Source organism: Rossellomorea aquimaris, from assembly GCF_003315075.1.
GTDB classification, from domain to species: Bacteria; Bacillota; Bacilli; order Bacillales; family Bacillaceae_B; genus Rossellomorea; species Rossellomorea aquimaris_C.
This window is the reverse complement of sequence record NZ_QNRJ01000015.1, coordinates 18,930-34,877: the sequence shown is the minus strand read 5'-3', so window position 1 is coordinate 34,877 and position 15,948 is coordinate 18,930. Positions and strand designations below refer to the sequence as shown.

The following is a 15,948-nucleotide window of genomic DNA, read 5'->3' as shown; positions in this document are numbered from 1 at the left end:
GAATTCAATCCTCGTTCAGCTTTTTTTTGGCTGGTGAATCCTTTCAATGAAACGGGCGAATTGATTCGCAAATGGCAACACAAGGATCGAGCATAAAAGGTTAAATAGGACACTGGCGTGGGCCAATTGTAAATCGGGTGAGCCTGCTAAAGATTGAGCCACCAATCCGAGTAATGGGATGAAGGGGATAAAAAGAGCCACCCCAATAACGTTAAGCCATATATGAGCGTACGCCGTCAGTTTCGCTTGAGTTCCCCCACCGATGCTTGCAATAAAAGCTGTAATACATGTCCCGACGTTTGCGCCAAGCATAATGGTGATTCCCGCATGAAGATCAATGGAACCTGCAGCCAGAAATCCCATCGTCACTCCTGTCACAACGGTGCTGGACTGGATGATCGCCGTTAATATACAACCAATAAGCAGCGCGATTACCACATGCTCGTTCACTTCTATGATATACGTGCGCAAGGATTCGTGAGTCGTTAATGGAGTAGCTAACCACTGAATCGCACGGATCGACGTGAAGATTAATCCAAACCCGATAAATATCATTCCCGCACTTCGGATGGAGGGCGAGCGGAAGAAATACAGAATGCATCCGATGATCATGGATGGGACAATAAGATAATTCATATCCAGTGTGAACATTTCAAGGGTGAACGTTGTTCCGATATTGGATCCAAGCATGATTCCGATCGTCTGTCTGAACGGTATCAAGCCGGAAGAGGCCAGTCCCACAGTGAGAACCATAACGGCAGAACTGCTATGGATAAAGGCTGTTACAATCGTTCCTGTAAGGACACCCTTAGCAGGAGTGCTCGTTAAATAATGAAGCCATTTCTTTATTTTCTGATTGGCAATATTAAATAGCCCTGACCGCAGCCAAGTCATCCCCAGTAAGAAACATACAATGAAAAAAATAAAGGCGATTCCATGTAAAATCATTACATTCCTCCCACACACCAGCCTGCTTTATACAAATGTATGGAAGAATTGAGTGAGACATGCCTATTTATATAAGGTGTTTTATGATAAATTGTTGACCTATTACATATCATATATTATAATGGCAAAGTACATGGATTTCTTTATATTAATAAAGGATTCATCCAAGAAAGACATACACTTTCTGTCCCCTTGTGACAATGATCCAAGGGCAAAGCCATAACCTATTGGTGAAGTAAAGGACGCCAGATAACTCTGCGTCTTAAGAATTTGGTACAAACCATTTCTTGACTTTAACATGTAAGTGTAGTGTGTTCGGAGGGAGGGAAAGAGAGATGTCAAAAACAGTTGTTCGTAAAAACGAATCGCTTGAAGATGCTCTTCGTCGCTTCAAACGCTCAGTTTCTAAAACAGGAACTTTACAAGAGTTTAGAAAGCGCGAATTTTATGAAAAGCCAAGCGTAAAACGCAAAAAGAAATCAGAAGCTGCAAGAAAGCGTAAGTTCTAAGAGAGGGTGTAAGCATGAGTCTTCTCAATCGTTTAAATGATGATATGAAACAAGCGATGAAAAATAAAGAAAAAGAGAAGCTTTCTGTTATCCGCATGCTTAAAGCTTCACTTCAAAATGAAGCGATTAAACATGGGAAACAGGAACTCTCTGAAGACGAAGAGTTGACTGTCCTTTCTCGAGAAGTGAAGCAACGGAAAGACTCCCTCCATGAATTTCAAAACGCTGGTCGCGAAGACCTCGTTGAAAAAATTCAAACAGAACTGACTTACGTCGAAATATATATGCCTAAGCAGCTTACAGAAGAAGAGGTCTCTGCTATTGTCCAAGAGACGGTAGCGGAGGTAGGTGCTACTTCTAAAGCTGACATGGGCAAAGTGATGGGAGCAATCATGCCTAAATTAAAAGGGAAAGCCGATGGAGCTCTCGTCAACAAACTTGTTCTTCAACATTTATCATAAGATTAAAGAGACCGGAAAGCCATCATGCTTTCCGGTTTTTTTAATAGCCTTAAGTAGGGAAGCGGTTTGTAAATAAATAGGGGAAGTTAAGATCATAGTTTGAAGGTTGAAAATAAGCTTGAGGAAGTCGATAATAAAAGGTGAAAGATCATCATAAGCAAGCTTCAATCCATCAAAAATATCCTTCTTTTTTCAAATTTTTTTACTATATCAATTAATTCCGCCCCAACCACATAATATTTTTAAAAAAGTTGAAACTTTTTTTAAGGTCAATCGTACATAGAGTATCAAGGAATATTACCTGAAACGAGGGGGTTGCGTTGAAAAAAGGTCTACTAATATTTTTCATGATGATTCTTGGGTTCAGTTTTCTTCAGCCCTTGTTAAGCTCTGCTGATAATACAAAAAAAGTATACGTCATTCCTATTCACAAGGAAGTTGAAAAAGGGCTTCATGCATTTCTGGAGAGAGCGATAAGTGATGCAGAGGAAAACAATGCTGAACTGATTGTTTTTGATATTGATACGCCTGGAGGTCTGGTCACTGCAGCTGGAGATATTGGTCAGCTCCTTGACGGCGTAGAAACAAAGACGGTTGCCTTTGTGAATAATAATGCTTTATCGGCAGGTGCCTTCATCTCCCTGCATGCAGATGAGATCTATATGGTTCCGAATGGTCAAATCGGTTCTGCGGCTGTGATTGATCAAGCTGGAAATGCCGCTGATAAGAAAGCTCAGAGTTACTGGCTTTCTGCCATGAAGAGTGCCGCTGAATCAAATGGGAGAGATCCTCAAGTTGCCCTGGCCATGGCGGATGAATCGGTAGTGATCGAAGAATTGGGGATTGAAAAAGGGGAATTATTGACTCTCGGTTCAAAAGAAGCCAAGCAAGTCGGCTACTCTGAAGGAACCGTTGCGAACCTGGATGAGTTATATGAAACCCTTGGTGTCGATAAATCTTCTGTTGTAAATGTCGAGGAGACCTTTGCAGAGAAGCTGGCACGATTCATTACCAATCCGGTCGTGGTACCCATCCTTCTTTCGTTGGCAAGCCTTGGGTTGATTGTCGAATTGTATTCACCAGGCTTTGGGATTGCCGGTTCTATCGGATTGATTTCACTTGTATTATTCTTTTATGGACATTTAGTGGCGGGACTTGCCGGTTACGAAACCATCATCCTCTTTATCATTGGGGTCGCTCTTATCGTAGCGGAATTTTTCCTCCCCGGGGGCATTGCAGGCGGACTTGGGATCGGGGCTATTCTAGCAAGTATTATGTTGGCAGGGGGCGATGTAGTGCAAATGAGCATTTCTCTTCTTATCGCTTTACTTATTGCCGTTGCGACAATGATTATATTTGTAAAGGTGTTTGGTAAAAAAATGAAATTTTTCAACAAAATCATTTTAAAAGATTCAACAAGCACAGAAAGTGGATATGTATCAAACATCAATCGATTAGAATTGATCGGTAAAGAAGGTTTAACGAAAACACCTTTAAGACCCTCAGGAACCGTGATCGTGGATGATGAAAGAATTGATGCAGTGACAGAGGGTGGCTTTATTAAAGCAGGTGAAAGAGTTAAGATTGTGAAAGTAGAAGGTTCGCGGATTGTTGTAAGAGACATTTCATAATTACTTAGGAGGTAAAGAATATGGTTATAGGACCAAGTACGATTTTATTGCTCGTTGCCATTGTGGTGGGAGTGATTGTATTAGCAGTTTTATTTACATTTGTACCAGTCATGCTGTGGATTTCAGCGATCGCAGCAGGAGTAAGAATCAGTATTTTCACACTAGTGGGGATGAGGTTGAGACGTGTTATCCCGAGTCGTGTGATTAACCCATTAATTAAAGCACATAAAGCAGGCATCACGGTAACGATCAATCAGCTGGAGAGTCACTATTTAGCTGGTGGTAATGTAGACAGAGTGGTCAATGCACTGATTGCAGCCCATCGTGCAAACATTGAACTGACCTTTGAGCGTTGTGCGGCGATTGACCTTGCTGGTCGTGACGTACTTGAAGCGGTTCAAATGAGTGTTAACCCTAAAGTGATCGAAACGCCATTTATTGCCGGTGTTGCAATGGATGGAATTGAAGTGAAAGCCAAAGCGCGAATTACGGTTCGTGCGAACATTGACCGCCTTGTCGGGGGGGCCGGGGAAGAGACGATCGTTGCCCGTGTAGGGGAAGGGATTGTATCCACAATCGGTTCATCCAGCAATCATAAGAAGGTATTGGAAAATCCGGATTTGATTTCTCAAACGGTCCTTTCGAAAGGCCTGGATGCAGGTACAGCATTTGAAATTCTCTCGATTGATATCGCGGACGTTGATATCGGCAAGAATATCGGAGCAGAACTGCAAACAGAACAAGCGGAAGCTGATAAGAACATTGCACAGGCGAAAGCGGAAGAAAGAAGAGCAATGGCCGTTGCCAATGAGCAGGAAATGAAAGCAAGAGTAGAAGAAATGAGAGCGAAGGTTGTGGAAGCAGAAGCAGAAGTACCTCTTGCCATGGCTGAAGCACTCAGATCAGGAAATATCGGTGTGATGGACTATATGAACTTAAAGAATATCGACGCTGATACGGAAATGAGAGACTCGATCGGGAAACTAACCGGGGATAAAAATGATCCGAAAAATTCTAAAGATAAGTAATTTCCCCTTGTGAGAAAGGAGTTTTCTCCATGGAACCTTTAATCATTGCCATACTGATCGGACTTATCACTACGATTTTCAATAAAGTGAAAGAGTCTCCTTCTAATAAACCGGTAAGGCAAAAGCCGATTCAAACGGCGTCTGCCCCTCCTTCAGAACCTCATGAAAGAGGAAGAGAAAGGGAGAGAACGGCACGGAGCAGAGTGCCAAGAGAATACCAAGAACCATTGAAAGACGCAGCCTCTTCTCTTCAAACCCGGTTTGAAGAAAAGAAGAAGGAAGCGGAATCAACGTATGCTGACCTGCATAAGAAAGAAGAACGTTATTCCCGCAGACTGGAAGCTCATCAAACCAGGGCAGATAAGATACGGGAAAAAGATTCGACTCTCAACATTGATTTCAACAAGGAAGATGATATCGTAAAAGGATTCATCTTTTCAGAGGTATTTGGACCTCCAAGATCAAAAAAACGTCATCATCAAAAATAAGAGTGATGAAACCCCTTTTCATTTCATAAATATGAGATGAAAGGGGGTTCTTTTTTATGGCAAAAAGCTTTTTACAGCATGCGCGTAAATGGATGACACAGAAAATGGATTTACCTGAAGATGTCATGATGGACCTTCCTCGCGTCACCATGATTGGACAAATTCACATCTATATAGAAAACCATCGTGGTCTGTTAACGTTCACAGATCGAGAGGTACGACTTCTGCTAAAACAAGGTCAACTTTTAATAAAAGGTGAACAGTTTGTCATCAAGATGATTCTTCCGGAAGAAATTCTTCTTCAGGGGAAGATCGTAGAAGTGATCTATTTGGAACAATAGGAGGGACGGATTTGAAGAATCAATGGTTCACCTTTCTAAGGGGAAAGGTATTTGTGAAAATGGAAGGCAGATTAGTTGAGAGGGTCATCAATCAATTGCTTCGTGCAAATATCACGATATGGAATGTGAAGAGAGCCGGAACGGAGACCATCACCTTTTACTTATCCTTAGAGGATGTACATAACTTCCGAAGAGCGGTGCGGACATCCGAGTGTAAAGTGACATTTCTAAGAGGTCAGGGAGTTCCATTTTTGTTTAAGCGATCTCTGAAGAACTCAGGGTTCATGATAGGTGGACTTGCTTTCTTCGTCATCGTCTTCCTGCTTTCCAATATGGTTTGGGACATTCAAATTAAAGGGGCATCCCCACAAACGGAGCACAGCATCAGAAAAGAGCTGGAAGAAATGGGAGTGTCGAAAGGGAAGCTGCAATTCTCCCTGCCGGATGTGGAAAATATCCAACGGGAGCTATCCTACAGAATGAACAATATTACGTGGGTGGGGGTGGAATTGCAAGGGACAACCTTTCACTTCCAAGTGGTTGAGAAGAACGCCCCTGAGCCTTCTGAATCCTCTGGTCTTCAGCATATCGTAGCGAAGGAGAAAGCGATCATCACTCAAATGTTCGTAGAAGAAGGCGATCCACAGGTGAACGTCAATGACTATGTGAACAAAGGTCAGCTCCTCGTATCAGGATTGATCGGGAATGAAAAGGATCCTAAAGGGGTCTCCGCCAAAGCAAAAATTCTGGGGGAAACATGGTATAAATCTAACGTTGATTTACCTTTGAAATCCGAATTTGTGGTTTTTAGCGGTGATGAAAAAAGAAAGCATTATATCGGAGTCGGCTCTTTTAATATTCCGATTTGGGGATTCGGGAAAGTTGAGTATAAAGAGTCCATCGAGGAAGAGAACAAAAAGAACCTGCGTTTCTTGAAATGGGAGCTGCCGATCTATTATATTGATAAAAGCTTTAAAGAGAAAGAGGATGTAGAGAGAACTTATACGAAATCAGAAGCCATCGATGCGGCGAAGAAGCTGGCCAAGAGTAATTTGGAGTCCACCCTCCCTGAGGATGCCGAAGTGATAGGTGAAAAAATTTTGCAAGAAAAGGTTGAGAATGGTAAAGTTAGGGTAACAATTCACTTCAAAGTATTAGAAAACATTGCAGTAGGACAACCAATTATTCAAGGAGACTAACGAATGTCAGATGAAATCTTAATGAAATTACAACTTGAAAACCCTAATGAAGCCATCGCTTTGTTTGGCGTTTCAGATTCTCACCTTAAATTAATCGAACAGGAATTACACGTTTCAATCGTAACAAGGGGCGAAGAATTGCTGGTTTCAGGTAAGGAAGAAGATGTAAGTCTCGCTCTAGATGTTTCAGATCGACTCGTGGCTGTAATACGTAAAGGGATCAATATTGGTCAAAGAGATGTCCATTATGCACTGGAAATGGGCAAGCAAGGGACACTTGAATACTTTACTGACTTGTACAATGAAGAAATTACGAAAAATGCAAAAGGTAAATCCATCAGGGTGAAAACCCTTGGGCAGCGTCAATACATCCAGGCTATCAAAAAACATGATATGGTGTTTGGGATTGGTCCGGCAGGTACAGGGAAAACCTATCTTGCTGTAGTGATGGCGGTACATGCGTTGAAAAACGGGCACGTAAAGAAAATCATTCTCACAAGGCCGGCTGTTGAAGCGGGAGAGAGTCTCGGCTTCCTTCCGGGTGATCTGAAGGAAAAAGTGGACCCTTATCTACGCCCCTTATATGACGCTCTGCATGATGTGTTTGGGGCTGAGCATACAGCCCGGTTGATCGAAAGAGGAACCATTGAAATCGCTCCTCTTGCCTATATGAGAGGCCGTACACTGGATGATGCGTTTGTCATCCTCGATGAGGCACAAAACACAACGAAAGCACAAATGAAAATGTTTTTAACCAGACTTGGCTTTGATTCAAAGATGATTATTACAGGAGATCGCTCTCAAGTGGACTTACCGAGAGGAAGCGAGTCAGGACTGATTTCCTCTGAAAAAATATTAAAAAACGTAAAAGGCGTATCGTTTATTTATCTTGACCAAGCGGATGTGGTTCGTCATCCATTAGTCGCTAAAATAATCGATGCCTATGAAACAATCGAAAAGTAATGCAATAAAGGGATTGACCCAATGTGTTCATGTCGCCAGTTAATACAGGCGGCGCATGCAGGGGTCAATCTTTTTTATAGGGTTTAACATGGATAATTAAGTGAAAAACTGTTATGATTTTACATAATTGTTAGATTGTTTTTTCTCATGCTTTCTGTGAGCTCTATACCTTGAACTGGTTGAAATTGTACTTACATAACAGGGGGTTCTTTATGCAAACGCACCCATTCTTACTCAAAATAAGGAGCTTTCTTAGCTACCGACTTTTTACTAATCTTTTATTTGTGTTACTTGGTATTATTGTTTTCGGGGTTTTATATGGGAATGTAAAACCGAAAACCCTGGATATTAATTTGTATGAAGAAGCTCCTACTACAATTAGGGCGCCGAAGAAGTTTGTTGATGATGAGGCAACTGTGAAGAAGCAGCTGGAAGCTAAAGAAGAAGTAGGAAATGTCTATACCCCTAAAGAAGGGGCGATCGACAACTCCATATCGTTACTTCGTTCCCTTATGGAAAGTGTAAAAGAAGTGAAGAAGGAAACTGAAACTCAAGAACCCGGCTCAGAGGAACTGAAGCCTCCAGCTGAAGCGGAAATAAATGAGCAGCTAAAACAGCTTAAAGCCAAGCTGCCTAAAGATAAGAATAATAATGTAACCAACCAATTGAATGATACGGTTTTAAAAACTCTATTGGAAGCTTCAGAGGAAGATCTGGAACGAGTAGAGACAATCGTTTCTACGCAAATGAAGATTATCATGGAAAATGGTGTGAAAGAAGAGGAATTGAGTGAAGCGAGATTAAATTTAGAACAAAGGATCACAAATTATACCTTTAAGGGGGATCTATCCAATGCTGCCGTAAAGCTTGGGAATGTGGCACTTGAGCCTACACAATATTTTGACGCTGAAAAAACGGATGAATTAAAGAGGCTGGCCGTGGCGAATGTTCAGTCAGTTGAAATCATTGAAGGCGGAGTCATTGTAGAAGATGGGGAATTGATTACTCCTAAAGAATATCGGATCATGAAATCATTGGGGATGGTGGAAAATACGTTCTCCTTCCGCCCATACATCGGATTGGCGCTTTTTGTGCTAGTGGTGATCAGTTTACTTTATTATTTCTTCTATACATTGGAAGTAACCGAGGAACGAAAACAAAACTATTTGATCCTCACGAGTATCGTGTTTGTCATCTCACTGTTGATCATGAAGATTGTAGGATTGATAGAACAGCTGGAAATCAATGATATCGCCTATATATTCCCTGCTGCATTCACGGGAATGATCCTGAGGATTTTATTGAATGAGCGGATTGCCATGATGATGGTGTTTATTTTATCAGCTTGCTCAAGTATCGTTTTTCACCAGCAGTTCTCAGGTTCAATCGATATGGAGATCGCTATTTATACGTTATTCAGTGGAGTATCAGGGATTCTTTTCCTTGTGAGCCGCAATCAGCGCTCGAATATTTTAAGAGCGGGTATTTACGTAGCTCTTGTAAATATATTGATCCTGGCGTTTTTGGTCCTGTTAAGCGGTACTTCTTATTCCAATAGTGAATATGTGTATTATCTCGTGTTTGCCCTGGTGTCAGGAATCAGTTCCTCTATATTAACAATCGGTTTTCTGCCGTTTTTCGAGGCGGGGTTTGGCATACTTTCTTCCATGAGGCTGGTGGAGCTTTCAAGCCCTACACAACCATTATTAAAGAAGCTTTTGACCGATGCACCCGGTACCTACCATCACAGTGTCATGGTAGCGAATCTTGCAGAATCCGCGTGTGAATCCATTGGTGCAAATGGACTATTAGCGAGAGTCGGTTGCTACTATCATGATGTCGGAAAGTCAAAAAGGCCACACTTTTTCATTGAAAATCAGCTTAATATGGGAAATCCTCATGATCGGGTCTCGCCTGAGACGAGCAGGGATGTTATTATAAGTCATGCTTCAGATGGTGCTGATATGCTTCGGAAACATAAGCTTCCAAAGGAAATCGTCGATATTGCCGAGCAGCATCATGGGACAACCTTGTTGAAATTTTTTTATTATAAGGCAAAGGAACAAGGGAAAGATGTTAAGGAAGAAGATTATCGATATCCCGGTCCTAAACCACAAACAAGGGAAGCGGCCATCATTAGCATTGCAGATAGTGTGGAAGCAGCTGTCAGATCCAAGAAATCCCCCACTCAGGGAGAGATTCAACAGCTCGTTCATTCCATTGTACAAGACCGCCTGCAGGACGGTCAGTTTAACGAATGCGATCTTTCATTGAAGCAATTAGAGACAGTCAAGAGGTCTCTATGTGAGACTCTGAATGGAATCTTTCACCCAAGAATAGAATATCCGGAACTTAAAGCAAAAGGAGAAGAAGTATGACATTATTGATCGACTTTATTGATGAAACGGAAACATTATCCGAAGAGGAAACAAGTTTGGTGCAAAACATCTTAAACTTTGCAGCAAATAAAGAAGAGGTCGAAGATGAAAGCGAGGTGTCGGTTACGTTTGTGACGAACGAAAGAATTCAGGAAATTAATCGTGAATACCGCCAGAAGGACCAGCCGACGGATGTGATTTCCTTTGCTCTTGAAGAATTGGGGGAGGATGAAATCGAAATAGTAGGTGGACAAATTCCCCGGGTTCTCGGTGATATCATCATTTCCATCGATCGGGCCAAAGAACAGGCTGAAGAATACAATCATTCATTTTCCCGTGAACTGGGTTTTCTTGCTCTGCACGGATTCCTGCATTTATTAGGCTATGATCATATGGAGGAAATGGATGAAAAGAAAATGTTTCAAAGACAAAAGGATATTTTAGATGAGTATGGACTCAAAAGGGACTAAGTTCGGCCTGTTCAGGTTCTTGAAGTCTTTTGGGTATGCGGCAGATGGGATTAGATCTGTATGGTCCACGGAGCAGAATTTCAGGATTCACTCATGTGTGGGGGTCATTGTTTTTATCTTAGCGTATCTGCTTTCCGTATCTGCCATGGAATGGATCATCCTGATCATATTGGTGTTTTCCGTACTGGCACTTGAAACCATGAATACGGCGATCGAAAAGGCAGTGGATCTTTCAATTTCAGACTACCATCCCTTGGCGAAAGCGGCAAAGGACCTTGCTTCGGCTGCCGTATTACTCTTTGCCGTCTGCACGGCGATTGTGGGTGCCATTATCTTTATTCCAAAGCTGCTTGAACTCATCACGGCTCTTTGATGGGATGCATTGAAGATACAAATACCTGAAAAAACAAAGGCTGCAGGAGAGAAATTGAACGATTTCTTTCCTGCAGTCTTTAATTCATTTGAAAACGTTCTTATACTTGTATAGAATAAGTGGAGCAAAGGACAAAATCGATAAATAGTTTGAATTATCTAACTATTTTATTACAAAATGATAACAGCCCATTTTCTTTTATAAAAATTGTAGTAAAATGAATTTGTAAGGGTTAAAAGGAGAGTTAAACGAATGAATGCAGAACAATTGATACAAGAAGCTAAACTAGCGAGAGAAAAAGCATACGTACCCTATAGTAAATTTAAGGTGGGAGCGGCCCTTCTGTCAAAGGATGGTAAGGTCTATCACGGTTGTAATATCGAGAACGCAGCCTACAGTATGTGTAATTGTGCCGAAAGAACAGCACTATTCAAAGCTTACTCAGAAGGCGATACAGACTATTCAATGATTGCGGTTGTAGCAGACACGGCAAGACCGGTGCCGCCATGCGGAGCCTGTCGTCAGGTCATTTCAGAGTTATGTCCGAAAGAGATGAAGGTCGTACTGACAAACCTTAAAGGCGATGTGGAAGAACTAACCGTTTCAGAACTATTACCAGGAGCTTTTTCACCGGAGGATTTAAATGAGTAATATAGGCAGTAATACAGGGCACAAATCAGGCTTCATCTCCATCATTGGACGTCCAAACGTTGGGAAGTCCACTTTCTTGAACCATGTAATCGGTCAAAAGATTGCAATTATGAGTGATAAGCCTCAAACAACACGAAACAAAGTTCAGGGAGTTTACACAACAGATGATGCACAAATGATATTCATCGATACTCCAGGGATACACAAACCGAAACATAAACTGGGAGACTTCATGATGAAGATTGCTCAGAACACTTTAAAAGAAGTGGACGTCATTTTGTTCATGATCAACGTAGAAGAAGGGTTAGGAAAAGGAGATCACTTCATCATCGAGAAGTTAAAAGGGGTCAAAACACCTGTTTTTCTCATTCTTAATAAGATTGATCAAATTCACCCTGATGCGTTATTGCCGATGATTCAACAATACAATGACCTGTTTCCTTTCGCGGCCACTGTTCCGATTTCAGCACTTGAAGGAAATAATGTAGATAGCCTTCTGCAATTATTAAAGGATCAACTGCCGGAAGGACCTCAATTTTATCCTGCTGATCAGATTACAGACCATCCTGAACGTTTTATCGTTTCAGAACTCATACGTGAGAAGGTCCTGCACCTGACAAGGGAAGAGATTCCCCACAGCATTGCAGTCGTGATCGATAAAATGGAGCGAAAGCAAGACAAGGATCTTATTGACGTGATCGCAACCATTATTGTGGAGAGAGACTCGCAAAAAGGGATTGTCATCGGAAAACAGGGGTCGATGCTAAAGGAAGTAGGGAAGCGTTCCCGTGTAGACATTGAGAACCTGTTGGGATCAAAGGTATATCTTGAACTATGGGTGAAGGTACAGAAGGACTGGAGAAACCGATCCTCTACCCTTCGTGACTTTGGATTCAGTGACGACGAATATTGATAGCTGAATTAACAATATTTAGGCCGCATCTTTTAGAGAGAAAATGCTCATTCTAATCACAAGAAAGCTTATGAAGTCTTGCTAGTTTAAATCCAGAAAGGTGGGTTTTTTATGTTAGACTTAACATGGAAATTTTTTTCGCAGACAGGAAGTATAGACACCTATTTACTTTTTAAGGAGCTTGAAAAGGAGACGACTGAGGATCCTTACAGCTTTGAAGAAGAAATAGCGGAAGTTGACTTTCCTTTAACGTGATAAGCTTGTCATCACCCGGATGGATTGATGTCGGGAGGTGGCTATATGCTGCAGAAGTGTGAAGGAATCGTGATCAGAACGAATCATTACGGTGAGTCGAACAAGATTGTTACCATATACACACGAGAATTCGGAAAGATTGGATTGATGGCTAGAGGGGCAAAAAAACCTAATAGCCGTCTATCCGCCATTTCACAATTGTTTACATATGGTTATTTCCTTTTTATTAAAGGAAGTGGACTAGGTACACTTCAACAGGGAGAGATGGTTGAATCGTTAAGGCATGTGAGGGAAGATTTGTTTAAGACGGCTTATGCCACTTACATCGTCGAGCTTTTAGATAAAGCGACGGAGGACCGGAAACCGAACCCATTTCTATTTGAACTGCTTTACAAGACCATTCACTATTTAAATGGAGACTATGATCCCGAAATTCTTATGCATATATTTGAAATGAAGATGCTTCCTGTATTAGGACTGTATCCTCATCTGAATGGATGTAGTGTATGCGGGGAAGCGGATGGTGAATTCGCTTTCTCCTTTAAAGAAAATGGATTCATCTGTCATCGTTGTTTAAGTGAAGATCCTCATCATTTTCCGATCTCTCAGAGCACTGTGAAGCTTCTGAGGGTATTTTACTATTTCGATATCAATCGATTGGGAAATATATCGGTGAAAGATGAAACAAAACGTCAATTGAAGCGGGTAATCAGGACTTATTACGATGAAAATTCAGGCCTAACATTAAAATCCAGGAGGTTCTTAGACCAAATGGATAACCTGAAGGACTTATTCTAGCTTATAATGCTGCTTGTGATTATATGAAAAGGCCCATTCACTATGGTGAATGGGCCTGTTTTTTATGGTTTTAAAATTTAATTTTCTCCTGCAAGAACGCCTTTACTTCGCTGATTGGCATTCTTACCTGATCCATCGTGTCACGGTCACGTACGGTCACTTGACCATCTTCTACCGAGTCAAAGTCAAATGTGATACAGAATGGTGTACCGATTTCATCTTGACGACGGTAGCGTTTACCGATTGACGCTGTTTCGTCGAAGTCTATCATAAGATCCTGTGATAATTCTTCATAAACCTTGAATGCATCATCAGATAATTTCTTAGAAAGTGGCAGGACAGCTGCTTTATATGGGGCCAGTGCCGGATGGAAGCGCAGCACTGTACGTGAATCATTTTCAAGCTCTTCCTCTTCAAATGCGTCACATAGGAATGCAAGAGTGACACGGTCTGCGCCAAGGGATGGTTCAATACAGTATGGTACATACTTTTCATTTGTTTGAGGATCCATGTAGTGGAAGTCCTCATTTGAATGTTCCATATGACGCTTCAGGTCAAAGTCTGTTCGATCTGCTACACCCCAAAGCTCTCCCCAACCGAATGGGAATTTGTATTCAATATCCGAAGTTGCATTACTGTAATGGGATAATTCATCTTGATCATGATCGCGTAAACGCATATTTTCTTCGTTCATTCCCAGGTTAAGTAACCAGTTTTTACAGAATTCACGCCAGTAAGAGAACCATTCCAGATCTTCACCAGGTTTACAGAAGAATTCCAGTTCCATTTGTTCAAATTCACGAGTTCTGAATGTGAAGTTCCCAGGTGTAATCTCATTTCGGAAGCTTTTTCCGACTTGAGCAATACCGAATGGCATTTTCTTACGCATGGAGCGCTGAACATTTTTGAAGTTTACAAAGATACCTTGTGCTGTTTCAGGGCGTAAATAGATTTCATTTGTAGAAGACTCTGTCACACCCTGATGAGTCTTAAACATTAAATCGAATTGGCGGATATCCGTGAAATCCTGGCTTCCGCAATCAGGGCACGCGATACTGTGCTCCTTGATGATCTCTTCCATTTTTTCAAACGAAAGCCCATCCACGATCATCTCGATGCCTTTTTCTTCAAGGGCATTTTCAATGATTTTGTCTGCGCGATGGCGTGTTTTACATTGCTTACAGTCGATCATTGGGTCGTTGAAGTTTCCAACGTGACCAGAAGCTACCCAAGTTTGTGGGTTCATTAAAATACTTGCATCAAGACCCACGTTGTAAGGGGATTCCTGAACGAATTTTTTCCACCATGCTTTTTTAATATTGTTTTTTAACTCTACACCTAATGGACCGTAATCCCACGTGTTAGCAAGTCCTCCGTAAATTTCAGAACCCGGGAAAACAAATCCGCGATGCTTCGCTAAATTCACTACTTTTTCCATTGACATAAAAGTCACTCCTTTTCATCATGTATGTAATAAAATAAAAAAGCTCGTCCCTAGGCTTATAGCCTAGGGACGAGCTTGATACTCGCGGTTCCACCCTAGTTGATATACGTCAAGTATACCCACTTTTAAATGTTAAATAGCTCGGGATTGCCGTTTCCCTGCTCTCCAGGCTTTCACCGTCCCTGGTCGCTTTAGTGCAGCAAGTACTTATTGATCCTTCGTAGCCTTATTGATTATAAGATGAAGACATTTTATCATGATAAAGAAATAAAAACAACTACTGAACAGTAGAAGGGAAAAGATTTGAAGTTTGTATTAAAAAAAGATACTCTGTGTTAGGTGAAATTTAAAATATAGTGTTGACACAAATGAATGATAATATGCTCTTTTCATTTTCTTTAAATAGTATATAATATTTCATATAAAGTATAACATAAATCGTTTGTCCGTTAGGTGGTGAGTAACAATCGAACTTAATAAGCGTCAAGAACATATCTTACAAATAGTTAAAGACAACGGACCTATCACTGGTGAACAAATCGCCGATCGATTAAACTTGACCAGGGCGACTCTCAGGCCTGATCTAGCCATTTTAACCATGGCGGGTTACCTGGACGCACGTCCCAGAGTGGGGTATTTCTATACAGGGAAAACAGGAACGCAGCTATTGACAGAAAACCTTAACAAAATATATGTTAAAGATTATCAATCGATTCCTGTGGTGGTTAACGAAAATGTTTCTGTGTATGATGCCATTGTGACAATGTTCCTGGAGGACGTAGGAACATTATTTGTAGTGGATGGAAATACTTACTTAGTTGGCGTCCTGTCCCGTAAGGATCTTTTAAGGGCGAGCATCGGGAAGCAGGAACTTAGTACCTTGCCGGTGAATATCATTATGACGAGAATGCCTAATATTACGGTCTGTGAAAAGGATGACCAGCTAATAGGCGTGGCCAAAGACTTGATTCATAAACAAATCGACTCTGTTCCAGTGATTAAGAAAACAGAAAAAGGCGATTTAGAGGTCATAGGCAGAATTACGAAAACCAATATCACAAAAGCATTTGTAGCGTTAGCAGATGAATATTAGAAGGT

At 41.3% G+C, this 15,948-nt stretch carries 18 protein-coding genes; 16 read left to right on the top strand and 2 right to left on the bottom strand.

The genetic code is table 11. From position 1 onward, the window contains the following. Positions 1–15 precede the first annotated feature (15 nt). Positions 16–948, bottom strand: coding sequence for a Na/Pi symporter (locus tag DET59_RS16025; protein ID WP_113970628.1), 933 nt, complete (start codon positions 946–948; stop codon positions 16–18). Between the two features lie 335 nt (positions 949–1,283). Here DET59_RS16025 and rpsU point away from each other — a divergent pair, with 335 nt between their 5' ends. From rpsU to recO, 15 genes are all read left to right on the top strand, one after another. Beyond that, positions 1,284–1,457, top strand: coding sequence for a 30S ribosomal protein S21 (gene rpsU / locus DET59_RS16020; RefSeq protein ID WP_032087602.1), 174 nt, complete (start codon positions 1,284–1,286; stop codon positions 1,455–1,457). 14 nt (positions 1,458–1,471) lie between these two features. After that, positions 1,472–1,918 (top strand): GatB/YqeY domain-containing protein, encoded by a 447-nt coding sequence (locus tag DET59_RS16015; protein ID WP_113970627.1) that lies wholly within the window; start codon positions 1,472–1,474, stop codon positions 1,916–1,918. A gap of 320 nt (positions 1,919–2,238) precedes the next feature. Further along, positions 2,239–3,549 carry an NfeD family protein gene (locus DET59_RS16010; RefSeq protein ID WP_113970626.1) on the top strand — a complete coding sequence of 437 codons (1,311 nt, stop codon included), beginning with the start codon at positions 2,239–2,241 and terminating at the stop codon, positions 3,547–3,549. 26 nt (positions 3,550–3,575) lie between these two features. Further along, the gene (gene floA, locus DET59_RS16005; RefSeq protein WP_113970660.1) at positions 3,576–4,577 is read left to right on the top strand and encodes a flotillin-like protein FloA; all 1,002 of its coding nucleotides are present in this window, start codon (positions 3,576–3,578) and stop codon (positions 4,575–4,577) included. 29 nt (positions 4,578–4,606) lie between these two features. Continuing rightward, on the top strand, positions 4,607–5,065 hold the full coding sequence (locus DET59_RS16000; protein ID WP_113970625.1) for a hypothetical protein: 459 nt from the start codon (positions 4,607–4,609) through the stop codon (positions 5,063–5,065). A 56-nt stretch (positions 5,066–5,121) separates the two neighbouring features. Continuing rightward, positions 5,122–5,406: a sporulation protein YqfC gene (gene yqfC, locus DET59_RS15995; RefSeq protein ID WP_113970624.1), complete on the top strand. Its 285-nt coding sequence runs from the start codon at positions 5,122–5,124 to the stop codon at positions 5,404–5,406. A gap of 11 nt (positions 5,407–5,417) precedes the next feature. Further along, the gene (gene yqfD, locus DET59_RS15990) at positions 5,418–6,605 is read left to right on the top strand and encodes a sporulation protein YqfD (protein WP_113970623.1); all 1,188 of its coding nucleotides are present in this window, start codon (positions 5,418–5,420) and stop codon (positions 6,603–6,605) included. A gap of 3 nt (positions 6,606–6,608) precedes the next feature. Continuing rightward, complete coding sequence (locus DET59_RS15985) at positions 6,609–7,568, top strand: PhoH family protein (protein WP_113970622.1); 960 nt, start codon at positions 6,609–6,611, stop codon at positions 7,566–7,568. A 212-nt stretch (positions 7,569–7,780) separates the two neighbouring features. Further along, positions 7,781–9,946, top strand: coding sequence for an HD family phosphohydrolase (locus DET59_RS15980; RefSeq protein ID WP_113970621.1), 2,166 nt, complete (start codon positions 7,781–7,783; stop codon positions 9,944–9,946). Next, positions 9,943–10,416 (top strand): rRNA maturation RNase YbeY, encoded by a 474-nt coding sequence (ybeY, locus tag DET59_RS15975; protein WP_113970620.1) that lies wholly within the window; start codon positions 9,943–9,945, stop codon positions 10,414–10,416. The genes DET59_RS15980 and ybeY overlap by 4 nt, the downstream gene beginning before the upstream one ends. Further along, positions 10,391–10,789 carry a diacylglycerol kinase gene (locus DET59_RS15970; protein ID WP_113970619.1) on the top strand — a complete coding sequence of 133 codons (399 nt, stop codon included), beginning with the start codon at positions 10,391–10,393 and terminating at the stop codon, positions 10,787–10,789. Before ybeY ends, DET59_RS15970 begins: the two co-directional genes overlap by 26 nt. Positions 10,790–11,041: 252 nt before the next feature. Further along, positions 11,042–11,440 carry a cytidine deaminase gene (locus DET59_RS15965; RefSeq protein ID WP_113970618.1) on the top strand — a complete coding sequence of 133 codons (399 nt, stop codon included), beginning with the start codon at positions 11,042–11,044 and terminating at the stop codon, positions 11,438–11,440. Further along, on the top strand, positions 11,433–12,353 hold the full coding sequence (era, locus tag DET59_RS15960) for a GTPase Era (protein WP_113970617.1): 921 nt from the start codon (positions 11,433–11,435) through the stop codon (positions 12,351–12,353). The genes DET59_RS15965 and era overlap by 8 nt, the downstream gene beginning before the upstream one ends. Before the next feature lie 111 nt (positions 12,354–12,464). After that, on the top strand, positions 12,465–12,608 hold the full coding sequence (locus DET59_RS15955) for a YqzL family protein (RefSeq protein ID WP_113970616.1): 144 nt from the start codon (positions 12,465–12,467) through the stop codon (positions 12,606–12,608). Between the two features lie 45 nt (positions 12,609–12,653). Further along, a complete protein-coding gene (gene recO / locus DET59_RS15950; RefSeq protein WP_113970615.1) occupies positions 12,654–13,406 on the top strand; it encodes a DNA repair protein RecO in 753 nt (250 codons plus the stop codon). 70 nt (positions 13,407–13,476) lie between these two features. On the opposite strand, the gene DET59_RS15945 is transcribed toward recO, so the two are convergent. Then, positions 13,477–14,850 carry a glycine--tRNA ligase gene (locus DET59_RS15945; RefSeq protein WP_113970614.1) on the bottom strand — a complete coding sequence of 458 codons (1,374 nt, stop codon included), beginning with the start codon at positions 14,848–14,850 and terminating at the stop codon, positions 13,477–13,479. A 466-nt stretch (positions 14,851–15,316) separates the two neighbouring features. On the opposite strand from DET59_RS15945, the gene DET59_RS15940 reads away from it, so the two are divergent. Next, positions 15,317–15,943 (top strand): transcriptional regulator CcpN, encoded by a 627-nt coding sequence (locus tag DET59_RS15940; protein WP_113970613.1) that lies wholly within the window; start codon positions 15,317–15,319, stop codon positions 15,941–15,943. Positions 15,944–15,948: the final 5 nt, after the last annotated feature.

Bases quoted from the DNA above. Each gene is read 5' to 3' on its own strand.
- DET59_RS16000 (WP_113970625.1), top strand. From the start codon at position 4,607: ATGGAACCTTTAATCATTGCCATACTGATCGGACTTATCACTACGATT.
- ybeY (WP_113970620.1), top strand. From the start codon at position 9,943: ATGACATTATTGATCGACTTTATTGATGAAACGGAAACATTATCCGAA.
- DET59_RS15970 (WP_113970619.1), top strand. From the start codon at position 10,391: ATGAGTATGGACTCAAAAGGGACTAAGTTCGGCCTGTTCAGGTTCTTG.
- yqfC (WP_113970624.1), top strand. From the start codon at position 5,122: ATGGCAAAAAGCTTTTTACAGCATGCGCGTAAATGGATGACACAGAAA.
- era (WP_113970617.1), top strand. From the start codon at position 11,433: ATGAGTAATATAGGCAGTAATACAGGGCACAAATCAGGCTTCATCTCC.
- DET59_RS15955 (WP_113970616.1), top strand. From the start codon at position 12,465: ATGTTAGACTTAACATGGAAATTTTTTTCGCAGACAGGAAGTATAGAC.
- DET59_RS15945 (WP_113970614.1), bottom strand. From the start codon at position 14,850: ATGTCAATGGAAAAAGTAGTGAATTTAGCGAAGCATCGCGGATTTGTT.
- DET59_RS15980 (WP_113970621.1), top strand. From the start codon at position 7,781: ATGCAAACGCACCCATTCTTACTCAAAATAAGGAGCTTTCTTAGCTAC.
- DET59_RS15965 (WP_113970618.1), top strand. From the start codon at position 11,042: ATGAATGCAGAACAATTGATACAAGAAGCTAAACTAGCGAGAGAAAAA.
- rpsU (WP_032087602.1), top strand. From the start codon at position 1,284: ATGTCAAAAACAGTTGTTCGTAAAAACGAATCGCTTGAAGATGCTCTT.
- DET59_RS16015 (WP_113970627.1), top strand. From the start codon at position 1,472: ATGAGTCTTCTCAATCGTTTAAATGATGATATGAAACAAGCGATGAAA.
- recO (WP_113970615.1), top strand. From the start codon at position 12,654: ATGCTGCAGAAGTGTGAAGGAATCGTGATCAGAACGAATCATTACGGT.
- DET59_RS15985 (WP_113970622.1), top strand. From the start codon at position 6,609: ATGTCAGATGAAATCTTAATGAAATTACAACTTGAAAACCCTAATGAA.
- DET59_RS16025 (WP_113970628.1), bottom strand. From the start codon at position 948: ATGATTTTACATGGAATCGCCTTTATTTTTTTCATTGTATGTTTCTTA.